A 15,442-nucleotide genomic window follows, 5' to 3' on the forward strand; every position below is an offset into this window, starting at 1 on the left:
CGCTAACTTATCCCGAARGATAAATCCGCTCGACTTGCATGTATTAGGCACGCCGCCAGCGTTCGTCCTGAGCCAGGATCAAACTCTCCATAATAGTGGATGATTGCTCATCCGTATATCTGAAAGCTTAATTGCTCATTTGCGTTGCTAGCGAGATTTTGCAATCTCTTTTTTGAACGATTTCTCGTTCGTGCTTACTCACTCGTTGTTCAGTTTTCAAAGAATTTGCGTTGCTAGCGAGATTTTGCAATCTCTTTTTTGAACGATTTCTCGTTCGTGCTTACTCACTCGTTGTTCAGTTTTCAAAGATCAATTTCTTTCGYTCACTGCCGTGTTACCGAAGCAGCGAGAAGTAATATACCATACTGATTTTTATTTTGCAACTAGTTTTTTTCTAGTTACTTTCACCAGCCTGTCTTGCGGCCGGAGTGATAATATAACATGGAWTCCAAACACATAGCAATGTTTTATTTTTCCAATTACAAAAAAGTTTCTAGGGTTGATTCTTACCTACTCTTATAACATCTCCTAACTAATAAATCTTTATAACAAAAAAACACATGCTGCTTAAGCACGTGTTCATTAATGTTTAGTAAACCGAAAACAAAGGCATTATAATTTTGTTCACTCAGCAGCTTTAATTTCCATTGTACGTTCATGAACCACATAACTATTGATAATGGCGGCCGCAAACGTTGCCCGGTTGTTTCGAAAGAAGTGAAATAAAACACGAGCTTCAGGAGACTCTTCATCATATTGCGAAAAGTTAAAGAAATCGTCATCTCCCCATCCCTCAATACGGAGGCTTTCAATCGATTCTGCAATTAGACTAGGGATGACCGGCTTTGTTATCGTTGTCATATTCCCACTCCTTGGAGTATATTCAGATACCGTTTATTACCCGTTTTGGCCCACATCAGGAAACAATAGCGGTTATTTATAATAACGGGATTATTGGATGGTAGGATCGGCTTCTTTTGATTGGCTTTCTTCAGCATGTTAAGATCACCTCCTTGCTTATTTTCTTATGTATTTGTTATTCAAATTGCAAATTGTACTTGTTACTCATTCTACCCAATCTATTAATCTATTAAACCTGAGACAAACTATTAATTTTGATCCCACCCAAAAATAGAAGCAAACAAAAAAGGTGCAGCATTAAACTGCACCTCAAGACTCTATTTTTAGTATTCCATTGTTATGATCGGAGTACCTACGGTTAGTCGCAGCTTACCAGTCGTAGACTCTTGATGCAAAGCAATCTGAAGATTTACCGTTTGATCACCACTCTTAATAGAAGAATGGAACTCTTTCGAAGATAGAGACGCACTTACCGTATTCTGATCATTATAGCTTTCTACGATTTTACCTTTAAAAGCTAGAGCTATAGAATCTACCAGCTCTGCAGAACTCTTTTGACCAGACTGTTCTTGCTCATTTACATAACCTTGCACCATAACATTCCATTGGCCATTTATACCGAGTTTCTTCAATTGTTCGCCCGCTTGATCCTGCCACTTAACCAACTCCGACTGTTCAGCTTCATGAGAAGCGTCTAATCGCAAGACGACATAGCAGGCAGTTTGTCCTTGTGGACTTGCTACTGTCACGGTGACGACCGCTCCGGGTACAACCTCAGATTTCGCTGTATAGGTCGGATGTGAATTGGATTCACTCAACACTTCAGCTTGAGGAATTTCAAAAGCTTGAGATAGTTTCTTCCCAATTTGCAGCATATTCTGATCAATACCATCGCACGTTCCGTAATAGCCTGTATATTTGAAGGTTATTTTATTATCACTCGTCATGTACGGTTTAACTGTGTTCAATAACTGAAGTGCTTCCTGCTCACCTTGCGCATCGGCATGGCGAACCCACCCAAAGATAAAACTTATAATGGTCATACAAATGATCGATAATAACCAAGATTTCTGCATATAAAAAGGCACCTCTTTACTAGAATCTTTAACTCTAGTAAAAGGATGCCCAAATCTAGCAAATGTTAAACAGAGGAGGTTTTCTCAAGCTCTTTTTCTCGGCGTACGATTTCTTCCATGGAAGTGTTGAGTGCGGCCTGCGGCCCAGGGAAGTGATTTTTATAATAAGCTAAATCCATAATGACAAGTAGAATCAGCATACCAGCTACGGCATAGCCGGCCATTTGATTCGGAGGAATCACCATGACGATACAGATGAAGATGATCCACAGAAGCGCGACGACAGAAATGAACGTGCTGTATTTTCCAAGATTCCATGGTCCGAGATGCTTATCTTGAAATCTACCTTCTGCTTTGGCTCTCAGCTTGAGATAGATCGGAATGCCGTAAGCCACATATAAGCCCACAACACTGACTGCAGTTAGGAACGCTATCGTCGTGTAAGTTGCATCCGGATTCACCATTTTGATGATATAGTCGATGAAAGCGAGCAGGAACGAAAGAATAATGGCCAGCCAAATGGCTTTAGCAGGTGTACGGTATTTCTTCGAAATTTGCGCCCATTGGTTGCTGAGCGGCATCCCTTTATCACGAGAGAAGGCATACATCATACGTGAGAAGGAAGTGATAGAAGCTAGACCGCAGAACCACATCGCGGCAGTGACCAACCATAGAATGACGGAGCCGAATGTACCTCCAAGCGCTTGGCTGATGACATAGATGAACGCATTGCTTGAACCGGCAGCAGCACCGGCATCCTTAATGGACAAGGTAACAAAAGCAAGCATAACGAATCCAATAACAAACGAGTAGGCAACAGATGTGAAAATACCCCAAGGCGCGCGCACACGAGGGTTGATGGTCTCTTCGATGGTATGAGCGGAGGCGTCGTAGCCCGTAAATGTCCACTGCGCTTGCAAAAGTCCGATTAGAAAAGCAAACATATATGGTTTATCCGAAAATGTTTCGCCCACTTTGAACAAATAATCGACAGGATTCAAGTTGCCTTTGGTGAAAAAGGCAAGAGACAAAACCAGCACCGCCACCACAGCGATATGGTACCATGCCGAGAAGTCGTTAAGCTTTGAAACGATACGAATCCCAATATGATTCAGAATGCCATGCGTAAGTAAAATGATCGTGAAACAAATCAACACGGTTGTATTGTTGGATTCATAACCGAACACACTCGCGATGAGCGGATCGGCGAATAGGGCTACCGAATAATCGATACCGGCCACAATCCCGATTTGCCCGATTAGATTGATCCAGGCGGTGTACCAGCCCCAGCGTTTGTTTTTCAAAATAGCCGCCCAGTGGTACAAAGCGCCGGCCGTCGGAATGGCCGAAGCAAGCTCAGCCATGACTGCTGCTACGAACATGACAAAAAGGGCGACAATCGGCCAGCCAAAGCCCATCATCCCCGCTCCGCCATAGGTTAATCCGTGGCCGTATAAAGATACAGCGCCAGTAAGAATGGAAATGATAGAGAATGAAATCGCGAAATTGGAAAATCCGCCCATGCTGCGCAGCAGTTCCTGGGCATAACCGAACTTGTTTAAATCACTTTTGTCTTTTTCATGATGATTGGATGGGTTGCTCATCTTTTATCCTCCTCATCAGATAGATACGATTTGTACAACAAGTCACAAGTCTCATTTCCCTAGGAAACTTTCATGCTTGCTTTCATCGAATTCGCGAATGCTTTTGTTGGCGATTCTGACAATCCATAAAGCAAACAAACATGTTACCGCAATAATTACGATTCCAATCGTCAGTTCCATTCGGCCTCCACCTCCTTCTCCGGACCATCATATAGAAAAGCTTCTGAACGAAGCGCATTCTCAGGAAAAACGGTTAGATTTCCAAGTTGACGCCGCTTGTCTTTTGCTCAAGCATTTTATTCACGATGGTGCCGATATGCGCACCGCCTTCAAGTGGAGGGGTACCTCCGCGATGAATATTGGAAATCACCGTGCGGTCGCTCTCTACCGTGCCTTTACGCGGTTTGTAGCAGATGTAAGCACTTAGCGATTTCGACGAAACAAGTCCAGGCCTTTCCCCGATCAAAAGCACAAGCACTTCCGGCTGCACAATTTCGCCGATGTGATCCATGACAGCGACCCTGCCGCCACGGACGAAAAATGGAGTACCTGTGGATAACCCATAAGCACTAAGCGAATCAAGCAGCGAAGGATACACATCGCCCAAATTGGCATCTACCGCATTGGCGCTAAGTCCATCCGAAACGACAATCTGTACCTGCGGCTTCATCTTGCACCTTTTCTGAATGACCGCGATTCCTTGTTCGGTGATAATACGTCCCATATCGGGGCGTTTTAAATAGTTTTCCGTGTTCTCGTACCGAGTTTCTACCGTAAACAAACCGAATTCGTCCAAAAGCTTCTGACTTGCTTCCCCATAGATGGAATCAACAGCAGCGGCATGGTCACGGCGAAATTTAAGCACCTCTTTGGTGAGCGCCCTCGTTCCCGTACGCCATACGCCTATTCGTGCCGGTGTGCTGGCAAGCAGCTCATTCATCCCTTCCTCCCATTTGGGGGATGGTACTTTAGAGGTGAATGTGTCCAATTCGGGGGACGGGACCATTTCCGACATCACTTCTACTCGGGGAGATCGCTGCGTTTCCTCGTTAACCAGGGCAGGGTCCTTATAGCGAATAGCCGCCGGATTATCAGCAGCTGTTGATGTAGACAGCTTCTTCTCAAGCTCTGCCATCACCATATCAACAAGCTGATCCATGGGGACAGCTTTGTTCATGTCGTTTCCTCCTTAGCGTTTTGCTTTAGCAAAACTGGCTTCGTAAGCAGCATCTAAGTTACATAAAAAGGGTCGGATCTCCCGCCAACGGTGTTAATCGGCCGTTCTCCATGATCCCCATTTTCACTAGCCATTGTTCAAAAGCAGGGGCCGGACGCAATCTCATCAATTCCCTCAAAGTGGCGATATCGTGGTAGCTGGTAGATTGGTAATTGAGCATGCAGTCATCTGCCATGGCTACACCGATCAGATAATTGACGCCTGCAGCGGAAAGAAGCACGGCCAAATTGTCCATATCGTTCTGATCTGCCTTCATATGGTTGGTGTAGCAAACATCTACACCCATCGGCAGCTGCTGAAGCTTCCCCATGAAATGGTCTTCCAAACCGGCCCGAATGACCTGCTTGCTATCATACAAATACTCAGGTCCGATGAAGCCCACAACCGTGTTGACGATAAACGGCTTATATTTTCGAGCAAGGCCATAACAGCGGGACTCGAGCGTGACCTGGTCGATACCGTGATGCGCTTCGGCAGACAACTCGGAGCCTTGGCCCGTTTCAAAATACCACAGATTCGGCCCCGTCCCTGTGCCTTCCCTGGCAATGAGCTCATCAGCTTCATTAAGCAGCGCAACATCGATGCCGAACGCTTTATTGCCGTTTTCCGTTCCGGCCAAGCTTTGAAACACCATGTCCGCAGGAGCGCCTTGGCGAATAGCGCGCATCTGGGTTTTGATATGTGCTAGGACACAATTCTGCGTCGGAATCTGCCACTTCTCCATCACTTCTTTGGTGACCAGCAAAATATTCTTGACGCTATCCGCTGAATCGATAACCGGATTGATACCGATAACCGCATCCCCGATCCCATAGCTTAAAGCTTCAAATAAAGCGGCCTTAATCCCCTGAATATTGTCCGTAGGATGATTGGGTTGGGCCCGGCCGGACAGCACTCCCTTTTGGCCAATCGTAATGTTGCAATATGTAGTGACTTCCATTTTGGATGCGGCTTGCACCAGATCAAGGTTGCTCATTAATTTGGCGGCAGCAGCCACCATCTCACTCGTTAAGCCGCGGGAAAGTCTGCGAATTTCATCATTTCCCGTTTCTTGCCGCAGCAAATACTCCCGCAGCTCAGCGACCGTCCAATTGCGAACCTCGGTGTAGATTTTCTCGTTTATAGCGTCTTCGATTACCCGCGACACTTCATCGATTTCTGGCGGCAGAAGCGGATGATTACGGATATCTGCCAGCGTCAAATCGGACAGAACCAGCTTGGCGGCGATCCTCTCCTTCGCATCCTGTGCGGAGATGCCAGCCAACTGATCGCCTGATTTCTCCTCGTTAGCCTTCGCCATGACTTCCTTTAAATCTTTAAACTGAAAAGTTGTACCAAGCAACGTAGTCTTCAGGTTCACTGACTTATCCCCTCCGCTCTGTTGTGAAAGGCCAACGTTTTAACCACTACTGGAATCATGATCCCAGAAATCGGCTCGCCCAAATCGATATAATCCCCATGCACCACACGAATTTGATCGATGCAAATAACTTTCGGAAGTTGCCCGCAGCGCTTAGCCAAGGATTGGCCGAGCGCCTTCGCGATATCCGTTTCACAGATGACTACCATAGCTTCACTAGCAGGAAAATGTTGAACAAAACTTGCATGCAGCCGATCCGCTAAGTGCTGAAGCGATGTATACGTAAGGTCATTCATTCCTGACAAGGCCAGTCCGAACGGAGGTGACTGATCCCGATCAAAAAGGCTTGCGCCGCTTTTCATGATCGCTTCTAGCACATCTGCAAGCAGCCCAGTTTGTTCAAGCATCTGCGAGGATACATCAAGCCCCAGTACAGGCAGATTGCGAATCGGCAGCAGCGATGCATCCAAATGCACCGTAGCGCCGCTGATTTCCGTACTCTGCATCCCGGCACCGATGACGGTTGCTCTGACCGTTTGATCCGCTTGAATGAGTCGGATCGGATATTGGGCCGATAATTCCTTCCAAGTATGCGCTAGCAAAGGGCCGATATCATGATGGGCCGTTGTGTCAGCCAAGCTTTCCGGTTTCTTCGCCTCCATCAACAGGCCGATTCCCCCGGATACCATCCATTCTCCAATGGGAGGCATTGACACAAGCGGCTCGCCGTTCAGCAAGGAACGAAGTGACTCATCATGCTCAGGAATGATCTGCCCAGCTAAATAATCCATCATGCAGTGGCACATTCCCATGCAGATTTCTTTTATGAGAGTAAAGCTAACCGTGTCGCCAGCCTTAATGTTGTATCCGCTCGTCCTCAGCCATGGTCGAATCGACGGCGATACGTCTATAACCACTCCATTTGAGTCTAGTTGGATGAGCCTGCCACCAACGTGAAAGGTGACCGTTCCAACCATCTTGCCTCTTTGAAAAATAGCCGCATTCGCTGTACCCCCGCCGATATCGATATTGGCGACTGCGCCTCGAATCTGCATCGATCGGCGCTCCGCACCGGCGCCTTTGCCGGCAAGCAGCCCTTCTAGATCAGCACCTGCGGTTGCCACCACGAAATCGCCCGAGCGCTCGGCGAGCAGATGCAGAATTTGTCTCGCGTTCGTTTTATTCGCCGTTTCTCCGGTAATGATAACGGCACCGGATTTCAAATCCGCTGGACGAATTCCTGCCTGCTCGTACTCTTTGTTCACGATTTCCCATATGAGCTCCGCATTGATTTCATCGCCGTTCTTAAGAGGAGTGCTGTAAATTGGACTTGCATATAGCAATTCCCGCTCCGCAATCTCAAATCGAGGCAAGCTGAGAGCACCCGACGAGCGTACTAATTTCAAACGGCTAATCACCATCTTGGTCGTGCTCGTTCCGATATCTAGGCCGACACTTGTGATCCACTGGTTTTGCATGCCCCAATCACCCGTCCTGTGCCGCACTAGTTAATGATTCCAAACCCTCCGTGAGCATGCACGCCGCCAGCTTCGCAAGAGGAATACGAGTAGTCATGCTTGCTTCACGCATTTTCTTGTAAGCTTCTTCCTCATTTAAGAAGTATGCCTGCATCACGATGCCTTTCGCTTTTTCGATCACTTTGCGCTCTTCGATGGATTGCTTTAGCTGCTTGATGTCTTGTTTCAGTGAATCCATCTTTTCTTTTTGACTTAAGGCAATCTCCACAGCGGGCAGCAAGTCTTCCTCCGACACCGGTTTGACTAAGAAAGCAGCGACACCAGCCTCGCGAGCATCCTTCACCAATTCCTTCTGGCTGTATGCCGTAAGGAGTAAAACCGATGTATCCTGCTGCAGCTTGCGTATAATTTGAGACGCCTTGATGCCGTTCATGACCGGCATTTTAATATCCATGATGGCTAGGTCCGGTTTTAATCTGGCAACGAGCTCTACCGCTTCCTCGCCATTTTTGGCTTCTCCCGCGACCCAATATCCGCCCTCTTCCAGCATCTCGCGAATATCCATGCGAATGATTGGATCATCATCCACAACAACGATGGCATTTTTCATGGCTATTCGTCCTCCTTGTACTGCGCTTTGGAAAGCGGAAAAGTGATTTGAACGTCCGTACCCCGTTCATCCGAAGTTATATGAATGACACCACTGAGATTTTCCTCCACAAGTGTCTCTGTTATTTTCAAGCCAAGATGACCCTTCCTGTCTGAATGGTTTGCCGCTTGGAATCCGACGCCATTGTCAGATACACAGACACAGACGATAGTGCCATTACATTGCAGGGAAACCTCGATTTCCCCTGTACGTCTCTCCCCAAAAGCATGCAGCACGCAATTCTGCACAAGCTCATTGACAACAAGTGCAAGCGTCGTGGCAACGTCAGACTGTAAAATAAGCTCATCCCCATCGATTTTAGGGTTAATATTCTGATCCGGTTTGGAAGAGGATGAAATAATGTTCTTCGTAATACGGTCCACCACATCGTTGAAGAGGATCGTTTCTAGTCCTTCAAAGGCAAGCATTTCATGAATAACGGCAATGCTGTTAATGCGGTTGATACTATCGCGATAGACTCTCTCCACCTCTTCGAGCTTGGTTCTTCGCATCTGTAAGCGGAGTAGACTGGATACGGTCTGCAAATTATTTTTCACTCGATGATGAATTTCTTTAATAACTGCGGATTTGATCACTAGCTGCTTTTCTTTTTCTTTAATATCCGAGATGTCGCGAATGAGAATAATGCCGCCTACCTCCCGCTGATCCCGGTAGATAGACATGGCTTTCAGATCAAAAGAAACATGCCCGATTTGAAGCTCCTGATGGATGAGTCCTTTGTGGCCAATGAGAGGGCTCCCTTCCAATCTGCCATAAAACAACTGGGCAATCGGGTACCCGTTAATCACGCCGACATGACCGATTTCCTTCAACATTTCAGCTGCTCGGGGATTGGTATAGGTCACATACTCTTTGTCATCAAATAAAAGGATGCCTTCGTGCATAAGCGACTGCATACTGCCTTGAGACATCGCCACAGTAAGCAGCGTTTCGCTCAGCTGTTCAGTCGTCTCCATTAATCTCGTCACATTTTTCTCCTGCTCGAGCTTTTCGGAGATGTCCTTTTCCATGATCAATGCGCCAATGACATTGCCGCTTGTTGAGCGAATCGGTACAACATTTTGCTGAATGGCAATCTGCTCCTGCGAGATGCCTCTCGACCCGATCACGGACTGCCCGGAAAGCAAACAAAACATCACGGCAGGCTCATTTTGCGCAAAAGCATATTGTCCGACGACAGATGTCTTATAGAGGGATGGGGCTGATGATGGGTGTGCCTCGGCAACCACAAGCGCTGAACCCTTGTCTGCGAGGGGGCAATCAATAAATACATCCGATTCCGATACATCGGCGATCATTTGCAGTTGAGCGGCCATTTCCATGATCGTCCGGGCTTCTTCCTCGCTTAAAATCGTATAATTCCTGCACAATTCCATAATCGGCACCACATGAATCCCTCATCACGTTGTAGATTTACTCCTGCACAATCTCCATAAGTCTTTCCTTCAGCCGTTGAATTCCTACTGCGGATGCAGCCGATGTCAAAAAGATTTCGCCTTCTGGCAATGACTGTCTTAGAAGGGTTATAGCTCGATCAATGTCGGCCTTCGGGTGATCAATCTTCGTTACTACCCCAATCGTTAATACAGGAAACCCCTGTTCAAATCCGGGAGGAAAATAGTTTCTGTACCGGGCAGCATCCTGCACAAGCACAACGACTGCAGTCTCTTGAGAGGTCGCTATTAGCGAGCGATAATACAGTGGATTTTCGCTGTATTCACCCGGTGTATCAATGATCCAGTCCCGATAGATGAGACTTTGGGTTTTGGTCGCAGGCTCCGATTCCCCGAACAAGGCTTTAATTAACGTTGATTTCCCAGCACCGACAGCGCCGATCAGCATCACTTTTTTCATAAATTCAAGACCTCGTTATCGGTGCAGTCGCAAATTTCAGCTTATCCTGCAAAAAAGCATTCACAGCTTCAATCGCCATCTCCACAGCAGCCACTTCCCCTGTGAGCACGAGCGAGCCAGTGAACCGATCCAGATAACCAATGCCTACATTGGCCGCTTTGGTCGCAATGTCAGCGGCAATGATCGCCGTTTCCGTGGGGGTAAGCGTTAAAATCCCGATCGCATTCCTCTCCTCAATGCCAAGCTTCGTATACAAAACCGGGTCAGGATTGGCAATCACATGAGCCAGTGTCAGTTGTTTGCCGGGCACATATTCCTGAATCACTCTCATTTTCTGCTCTTCCATACGTCCTCCTCGGTTTCATGGGCGACCTCATAGCTATCTACAATGCCTACGATCATGGCATCGATAGGAACCATTTTATCCGTGAACAAGGTTCGGGCAGGACTCCCTCTGGAGACGATCACATTCTCGCCAACACCAGCTCCAATACGGTCTGCGGCAATGACCGGAGTGCCCGCTTCGCTGTCTTTGAAATCCATCGGCTGGATCACTAACAATTTCAAATTGTCCATGCCCACTTCTTTTTGCGTAGCCCATACACTGCCGATTACTTTTCCTAAAAACATAGGACCTCACCCTTCAGCCGCATATTCGATCGTGATGCCCTTCTCTTTCAGCATGTCCTGGGCCAGTGAAGATATGATCGTTCTCTTGCCAACTCGAAGTAGGCGAAGAGGTTTACTCTTGGATTCCCGCGCCACCCAATCCGCTGAGATGAGCCTTCCTTCATAAACGATGTGCCCGTTATCCTCGGTTCGCTCGTCTTTTTTTATGGAGCTGTTGGGTTCAGTGATTTCTGTCTCTGAGTTTGGACGGATTTTATTCACAACCATTTCAGCCAGCTGCTTCAATGGACCAAATTCAACACCATACATTTGCAGTTCCATTTTGTAATAATCAAAAAGGTTTACATAAGGCTTAGGCATTGTTATTGTCTTGAGCGTCCGTCGGTCAGCCCGCTTCAACCCAGAGATATCATCGCCGATGAGTACAAATTTATTCTGAACCAACGTGGAAAAGATGATCTCCGATATGATGGTCCCTTTCATGCCAAGAGCGGCCCTTGCCGCATTATCTAGATCAATTTCCGGGATCACGATTCCCTCATATTCGAGAGGCACCTCTAGAGGAGACGGGGCGAATTCGTCAGATGCAATCGTTTTTCCGCGACCACCGCATTCAATTTGGTGCTTCCCCAGCCAAGAAGAAGCCTCGCCATCCAGGAACAAAATATCATGATTAACCTGGTGATTATTTAACCATATAAAATGATCGGTAAAAGCCTCATGAGCCGTACTGTCGTAAAAAATATAAAGCACCTTAGGCCGCTTGACTGCTTGCTTCTCCAAAGAGTCAATGAGCTCACGAACAATAGATTCGACCATTTGCTTGATCTCCACCTAGAGCTGCCTCCTTTCGGCACGCGTGATTTCACCGTTTTTGCCGATCATCTGAACCTTATCCCCTATATTCAAATGGGCAGCATTCGCTTCATCCAAGTCGATATGAAAATCCAGTGAAAAATGCGCGCTAACCCTCACGATCGTATCAGCAAAAATAATCGGCCGCTCCCCCATGGCTTGGACAATGAGGCGATCTCCTTCGTTGACCTGAAAGATATGGGCATCTTCTGGAGACATGTGCACATGATTTTTGGCAATGATCAGTCCCTGCTGCAAAACGACCGTTCCGCTCGCACCGACGAGTGTAATACTTGGTGTACCTTGGATATCACCAGATAATCGGACCGGAGGATGAACGCCTAGCACATATCCGTCTGTACGCGAGATCTCCACTTGGGTCGCTCCACGTGAAGGACCAAGAATGCGGACATGTTGGATGATCCCTTTAGGACCAACTAATGTCACGGTTTCACGTGCAGCGAACTGACCTTTTTGAGACAGCTCACGGAGTGGAGTTAACGAGTAATTAGCGCCGAACAACGCTTTAACATGCTCGGGAGAAAGGTGAACATGGCGGTTCGAAACGCCGACTGGAATGAGCTTGAGCCCAATATCCTCGCTTCCGGGAAGGATTGTTGACTCCGAAGGGGCCATGCGCTGCAATGAGATTCCCCTATCTTTTAAAAAGTCAGCAGCTGCCGGTGTCAGCTTATCTCCGTCCGTTATCGGAAACGGGTTTGGCAGGCCTTTTATCAGTTGCGTACGCAGATGCGTTTCCGTAATAAGCGTCATAGACGTATTTAACCTTCGAGTTTAGGAAGAATGAACTCAATGTCGGAATGCGGACGAGGAATGACGTGAACAGAAACAAGCTCTCCCACTTTTTCCGCAGCTGCAGCCCCTGCATCCGTGGCCGCCTTTACAGCCCCAACATCTCCTCTGACCATGACCGTGACCAGTCCTCCGCCAACATGAACTTTACCAACCAATCTCACATTCGCTGCCTTGACCATGGCGTCTGCCGCTTCAATTGAACCTACCAAGCCTTTCGTTTCCACTAAACCTAAAGCTGCCATTTCTCCGGCCATTTGAATTTCCTCCTCTGTTATGTATGCAATTGCATTTCGGAAAGTACGCTTTTAATGATCTGCGCAACTTCATCGCGCGTAATACTAAGTTTATTAGAGCTTTCCAAACTCTCCGCTACTAGCGCTACAACACGGTTCGTATCGGGCTCCGCCCTCATCTCTTTAATGCCAAAAGCAACACGTTTAATATTCAGCAAATGCTGCGGACTAATATTATCGGATGTGATGTTATTGCCATAGGAACCACAACCCAGCGTCATCGATGGCATAATCCCTGTCGTTGCACCAATCCCCCCAAACGTCGTGCCTGTATTCACCACAATGCGTGATGCTGGTTTCTCCAGCCCGAACGCCTCAATGATCGACAAGTCCTCGCCATGAATGCCGAGTGTATGTCCAAGACCTCCGAGCTCCAACAAATCGATGCATCTATGACAGCCTTCTTGCCAGTCACTAACGGTATATAAAGCAAGCACAGGACTGAGTTTTTCCATGGAAAATGGATACGCGTGTCCTACCTCCGACTCTTCAGCGACCAGTACCCTTGCATTCTCCGGAACGATTATGCCAGCCTTGCCCGCAATCACTTGCGGAGAACGGCCAACCACATTCGGGTTCATCCCTTTTCCAATGGTGAGGATCGAGCCAACCTTTTCTTTTTCCTCCGTATTTAAAAAGTAAGCCCCTTGCCGCTTCAATTCCGCGACCAGCTCCGCTTTTACTGCTTGATCGACGACAAGCGCTTGTTCCGAAGCGCAGATCGTTCCGTAGTCGAACGTTTTGCTTTGCAAAATCAGGTGCACAGCTCGGGGGATATTCGCACTCTGATGTATATAAACCGGAACGTTGCCGGGACCGACACCGTAGGCGGGCTTGCCGGAGCTGTAAGCGGCCTTGACCATTGCGGTTCCACCCGTTGCCAAGATGAGATCGGTCAGTTTATGCTTCATCAGTTCGCCGCTCGCCTCAAGGGACGGAAACGATAGACAATGAATCAGCCCGGGAGGGGCTCCTGCCTTCTCAGCCGCAGCACGCATGACGGCTGCCGACTCCTGTGAGCAGCGCAGAGCCGATGGATGCGGACTGATCACGATGGCGTTTCTTGATTTAAGTGCGATCATGCATTTGAACAAAACGGTCGATGTCGGGTTCGTTGAAGGTATAATCGCAGCAACGATACCGACCGGTTGAGCGATTTCCCAGACTTGCTTCACATCATCTTTACGGATGATACCGACCGTTTGCATATCCTTGATCGCCGAGTAGACTTCTCTCGCAACGAAGAGATTTTTCTCTTTTTTATCGGCAACTTTTCCGAAGCCTGTCTCTTCTACGGCCATTGCACCCAGCCGCTCCGCTTCCGACTCCGCCGCTTGAGCCATGGCGGCTACGATGGCGTCAATTTGCGATTGCGTCATTTTCTCCAGTTGTTTTTGTGCCGCCTTCGCCTCTTGAAGGAAATGGCGGACCTCCTGGATCGCTTGTAAATCGCTATCGAGCTTCATGTCACGGGATCTCCCCCTTCAGCATCCATCCTCGTGAAAAGCTTGACCAATTCGGCCTTGCTAACCAATTGGATATCCCGACCGGTTATGGGGAATCGAGGCGTATTATGCGCAAGCTCTCTGAGCTGTGCTACGGTCATTTTGCTCCAATTCGGTTCGCTCTTTTCGTGCATTGCTGACGCCTTAATGAGCTCCACCTTCGGCGAATCTTTCGGCTGGTTTTTGGACCAAGCCTCCTGAATCATCGCGTGTACGGAAGGATCAGGTCGCGGTATAACGTGTGTGGATAACAGCTTGCCTACTCTCTTCGCTTCTGCCGCACCTGCATCCACGGCAGCTTTGACCGCTGCAACATCGCCCAGAATATAGATCGTTACGATACCGGCATCCACTTTTTCATAGGTCGTTACCTTCACATCTGCGGTTTTGGCTGCAGCATCTGCGGCTGCAATTAATGCGGGCAGACCGTAAGTTTCGATCATGCCCAAAGACATCAATCTTTCATCCATTTGTAAACACCTGCTTCTTTTACCCTATTTTCTTAGGTTCTCGAGCAATGCTTCGAACGGCTTCCGCGAACGCTTCTGCTGCTGCCGTACAAGCAGATTGACTGCCTGTCAATAATCCTCCCGCAAAGTTCGTCTCCGTCGGCGGACCATAAAACTTGCACATGCGTACATCGGCCGCCTTCAGTGCGGCATCGAGTGCGAAAACGGCTTCGAGTGGCGGAGCAATCAAATAGGCAAGAGGCTCTCCTTCTTGAATTTCCGCCAATGTAGACAGATAAGAACCGGTTCTGGAGACTACATGAGCATAGTAAGCATGCGTTCCCTCGTCGTTGAGGGAGTAAAAACAAGCCCCAGTCTCCATCACCTGGATAGCCGCATCAAGCCCGCTTCTCACTTCGGCGGGCGATGCACCGCCTATGATCCCTATAAATTCTCCTGATAGCGGTCCAGAAGCATGACCTGATCCCGCATAAAATGAACGAGCATATACCACTTCGACTGCTGCATTCTTCGTTGCTTCATCAATAGCGGTGTAACCCACATCATCGATGCTGGACGTTAACAGACCGAGGCTGCGAATGCCTGGCTTCAATTCCAATTGAAGTGCCAAGCCGGCATCCACATTAGGGATGATCCTAACTGCGAGCGGAATGGCTCGAATTGGTTGTTGTTTCACTCCTTTCACCTCTTCACCTAAATGAATGAAAACAAAAAGGTGCCCAGGTGCAGAGAA

General features: G+C 47.9%; 19 protein-coding genes and 1 rRNA gene. All 20 read right to left on the reverse strand.

The window, feature by feature from the left end; translation table 11 throughout:
- A 16S ribosomal RNA gene (locus tag ASD40_RS03015) occupies positions 1-94 on the reverse strand; the annotation flags it as partial.
- 530 nt (positions 95-624) lie between these two features.
- Positions 625-861, reverse strand: a complete 237-nt coding sequence (locus ASD40_RS03020) for a hypothetical protein (RefSeq protein ID WP_057301863.1) — start codon at positions 859-861, stop codon at positions 625-627.
- A complete protein-coding gene (locus tag ASD40_RS36975; RefSeq protein ID WP_156389877.1) occupies positions 858-998 on the reverse strand; it encodes a hypothetical protein in 141 nt (46 codons plus the stop codon). The genes ASD40_RS03020 and ASD40_RS36975 overlap by 4 nt, the downstream gene beginning before the upstream one ends.
- A 186-nt stretch (positions 999-1,184) precedes the next feature.
- The gene (locus tag ASD40_RS03025) at positions 1,185-1,937 is read right to left on the reverse strand and encodes a YwmB family TATA-box binding protein (protein ID WP_057301864.1); all 753 of its coding nucleotides are present in this window, start codon (positions 1,935-1,937) and stop codon (positions 1,185-1,187) included.
- Between the two features lie 65 nt (positions 1,938-2,002).
- Positions 2,003-3,541 (reverse strand): amino acid permease, encoded by a 1,539-nt coding sequence (locus ASD40_RS03030; protein WP_057301865.1) that lies wholly within the window; start codon positions 3,539-3,541, stop codon positions 2,003-2,005.
- Positions 3,542-3,592: 51 nt separating this feature from the next.
- On the reverse strand, positions 3,593-3,721 hold the full coding sequence (locus ASD40_RS39010) for a hypothetical protein (RefSeq protein ID WP_261304047.1): 129 nt from the start codon (positions 3,719-3,721) through the stop codon (positions 3,593-3,595).
- Between the two features lie 73 nt (positions 3,722-3,794).
- Complete coding sequence (eutC, locus tag ASD40_RS03035; protein ID WP_057301866.1) at positions 3,795-4,718, reverse strand: ethanolamine ammonia-lyase subunit EutC; 924 nt, start codon at positions 4,716-4,718, stop codon at positions 3,795-3,797.
- Positions 4,719-4,776: 58 nt separating this feature from the next.
- On the reverse strand, positions 4,777-6,138 hold the full coding sequence (locus ASD40_RS03040) for an ethanolamine ammonia-lyase subunit EutB (protein ID WP_057301867.1): 1,362 nt from the start codon (positions 6,136-6,138) through the stop codon (positions 4,777-4,779).
- Positions 6,135-7,616: an ethanolamine ammonia-lyase reactivating factor EutA gene (locus tag ASD40_RS03045; protein WP_057301868.1), complete on the reverse strand. Its 1,482-nt coding sequence runs from the start codon at positions 7,614-7,616 to the stop codon at positions 6,135-6,137. The genes ASD40_RS03040 and ASD40_RS03045 overlap by 4 nt, the downstream gene beginning before the upstream one ends.
- 7 nt (positions 7,617-7,623) lie before the next feature.
- Positions 7,624-8,226, reverse strand: a complete 603-nt coding sequence (locus tag ASD40_RS03050; protein WP_057301869.1) for an ANTAR domain-containing response regulator — start codon at positions 8,224-8,226, stop codon at positions 7,624-7,626.
- 2 nt (positions 8,227-8,228) lie between these two features.
- The gene (locus ASD40_RS03055; RefSeq protein ID WP_156389878.1) at positions 8,229-9,674 is read right to left on the reverse strand and encodes a sensor histidine kinase; all 1,446 of its coding nucleotides are present in this window, start codon (positions 9,672-9,674) and stop codon (positions 8,229-8,231) included.
- A gap of 25 nt (positions 9,675-9,699) precedes the next feature.
- On the reverse strand, positions 9,700-10,140 hold the full coding sequence (locus ASD40_RS03060; RefSeq protein WP_057301870.1) for a EutP/PduV family microcompartment system protein: 441 nt from the start codon (positions 10,138-10,140) through the stop codon (positions 9,700-9,702).
- A 4-nt stretch (positions 10,141-10,144) separates the two neighbouring features.
- On the reverse strand, positions 10,145-10,486 hold the full coding sequence (locus ASD40_RS03065; protein ID WP_057301871.1) for a BMC domain-containing protein: 342 nt from the start codon (positions 10,484-10,486) through the stop codon (positions 10,145-10,147).
- A complete protein-coding gene (locus ASD40_RS03070) occupies positions 10,468-10,770 on the reverse strand; it encodes a EutN/CcmL family microcompartment protein (RefSeq protein ID WP_057301872.1) in 303 nt (100 codons plus the stop codon). Before ASD40_RS03070 ends, ASD40_RS03065 begins: the two co-directional genes overlap by 19 nt.
- Before the next feature lie 6 nt (positions 10,771-10,776).
- Entirely contained in the window at positions 10,777-11,604 is an 828-nt protein-coding gene (locus tag ASD40_RS03075) for a hypothetical protein (protein WP_057301873.1), read from the reverse strand.
- The gene (pduL, locus tag ASD40_RS03080) at positions 11,605-12,399 is read right to left on the reverse strand and encodes a phosphate propanoyltransferase (RefSeq protein ID WP_057301874.1); all 795 of its coding nucleotides are present in this window, start codon (positions 12,397-12,399) and stop codon (positions 11,605-11,607) included. It abuts the gene before it with no gap.
- A gap of 8 nt (positions 12,400-12,407) precedes the next feature.
- Positions 12,408-12,695, reverse strand: a complete 288-nt coding sequence (locus ASD40_RS03085; protein WP_047676490.1) for a BMC domain-containing protein — start codon at positions 12,693-12,695, stop codon at positions 12,408-12,410.
- Between the two features lie 17 nt (positions 12,696-12,712).
- Positions 12,713-14,200, reverse strand: a complete 1,488-nt coding sequence (locus ASD40_RS03090; protein ID WP_057301875.1) for an acetaldehyde dehydrogenase (acetylating) — start codon at positions 14,198-14,200, stop codon at positions 12,713-12,715.
- Positions 14,197-14,709 (reverse strand): BMC domain-containing protein, encoded by a 513-nt coding sequence (locus ASD40_RS39205; protein ID WP_057301876.1) that lies wholly within the window; start codon positions 14,707-14,709, stop codon positions 14,197-14,199. The genes ASD40_RS03090 and ASD40_RS39205 overlap by 4 nt, the downstream gene beginning before the upstream one ends.
- Positions 14,710-14,728: 19 nt before the next feature.
- Positions 14,729-15,385: an ethanolamine utilization microcompartment protein EutL gene (gene eutL, locus ASD40_RS03100; protein ID WP_057301877.1), complete on the reverse strand. Its 657-nt coding sequence runs from the start codon at positions 15,383-15,385 to the stop codon at positions 14,729-14,731.
- Positions 15,386-15,442: the final 57 nt, after the last annotated feature.

The sequence above is a fragment of the Paenibacillus sp. Root444D2 genome (assembly GCF_001426375.1).
Classification (GTDB): Bacteria; Bacillota; Bacilli; order Paenibacillales; family NBRC-103111; genus Paenibacillus_E.

Bases quoted from the DNA above. Each gene is read 5' to 3' on its own strand.
- ASD40_RS03020 (WP_057301863.1), bottom strand. From the start codon at position 861: ATGACAACGATAACAAAGCCGGTCATCCCTAGTCTAATTGCAGAATCG.
- ASD40_RS36975 (WP_156389877.1), bottom strand. From the start codon at position 998: ATGCTGAAGAAAGCCAATCAAAAGAAGCCGATCCTACCATCCAATAAT.
- ASD40_RS03025 (WP_057301864.1), bottom strand. From the start codon at position 1,937: ATGCAGAAATCTTGGTTATTATCGATCATTTGTATGACCATTATAAGT.
- ASD40_RS03030 (WP_057301865.1), bottom strand. From the start codon at position 3,541: ATGAGCAACCCATCCAATCATCATGAAAAAGACAAAAGTGATTTAAAC.
- ASD40_RS39010 (WP_261304047.1), bottom strand. From the start codon at position 3,721: ATGGAACTGACGATTGGAATCGTAATTATTGCGGTAACATGTTTGTTT.
- eutC (WP_057301866.1), bottom strand. From the start codon at position 4,718: ATGAACAAAGCTGTCCCCATGGATCAGCTTGTTGATATGGTGATGGCA.
- ASD40_RS03045 (WP_057301868.1), bottom strand. From the start codon at position 7,616: ATGCAAAACCAGTGGATCACAAGTGTCGGCCTAGATATCGGAACGAGC.
- ASD40_RS03050 (WP_057301869.1), bottom strand. From the start codon at position 8,226: ATGAAAAATGCCATCGTTGTTGTGGATGATGATCCAATCATTCGCATG.
- ASD40_RS03060 (WP_057301870.1), bottom strand. From the start codon at position 10,140: ATGAAAAAAGTGATGCTGATCGGCGCTGTCGGTGCTGGGAAATCAACG.
- ASD40_RS03065 (WP_057301871.1), bottom strand. From the start codon at position 10,486: ATGGAAGAGCAGAAAATGAGAGTGATTCAGGAATATGTGCCCGGCAAA.
- ASD40_RS03070 (WP_057301872.1), bottom strand. From the start codon at position 10,770: ATGTTTTTAGGAAAAGTAATCGGCAGTGTATGGGCTACGCAAAAAGAA.
- pduL (WP_057301874.1), bottom strand. From the start codon at position 12,399: ATGACGCTTATTACGGAAACGCATCTGCGTACGCAACTGATAAAAGGC.
- ASD40_RS03085 (WP_047676490.1), bottom strand. From the start codon at position 12,695: ATGGCCGGAGAAATGGCAGCTTTAGGTTTAGTGGAAACGAAAGGCTTG.
- ASD40_RS03090 (WP_057301875.1), bottom strand. From the start codon at position 14,200: ATGAAGCTCGATAGCGATTTACAAGCGATCCAGGAGGTCCGCCATTTC.
- ASD40_RS39205 (WP_057301876.1), bottom strand. From the start codon at position 14,709: ATGGATGAAAGATTGATGTCTTTGGGCATGATCGAAACTTACGGTCTG.